The 295-nt window shown below is 44.4% G+C and carries 1 protein-coding gene; it reads right to left on the bottom strand.

Going from position 1 to position 295, the window contains the following annotated elements; genetic code table 11:
- On the bottom strand, positions 1 to 295 hold a 295-nt coding region (locus RJ41_RS19200), incomplete at both ends, for a hypothetical protein (protein ID WP_039222376.1).

The raw sequence follows: 295 nt of genomic DNA, 5'->3' as shown, positions 1-295 counted from the left end.
TCAAAATAGACATCTTGTGCTGTGCTACCTGAGAGTACGACTTTATGGGTACCAGACGTTTTGAAATTGAGGTGTGACGAGTTAGAAGTATAGGTAGACAGTTGAGTAAAGTTGCCTTTCACTTCTAAAACCCCCGCACTAAACAATGCGCCAGAGGTGGAGTAGAGAGAGGTATCGATGACAAAGTCGCCATTAACAAGCACATAATCAAGCGCGTCGTCCATAACCAGCACACCGGAAGAGTAAGTGTATGTATCTTCTTCATTGGTTGGGCTTTGTAGTCGATAGTCGCCTT

It is taken from the genome of Alteromonas marina (assembly GCF_000808575.1).
Taxonomy (GTDB): Bacteria; Pseudomonadota; Gammaproteobacteria; order Enterobacterales; family Alteromonadaceae; genus Alteromonas; species Alteromonas marina_A.
The sequence above is the reverse complement of the archived record's forward strand: the minus strand, read 5'-3'. Positions and strand labels throughout refer to the sequence as shown.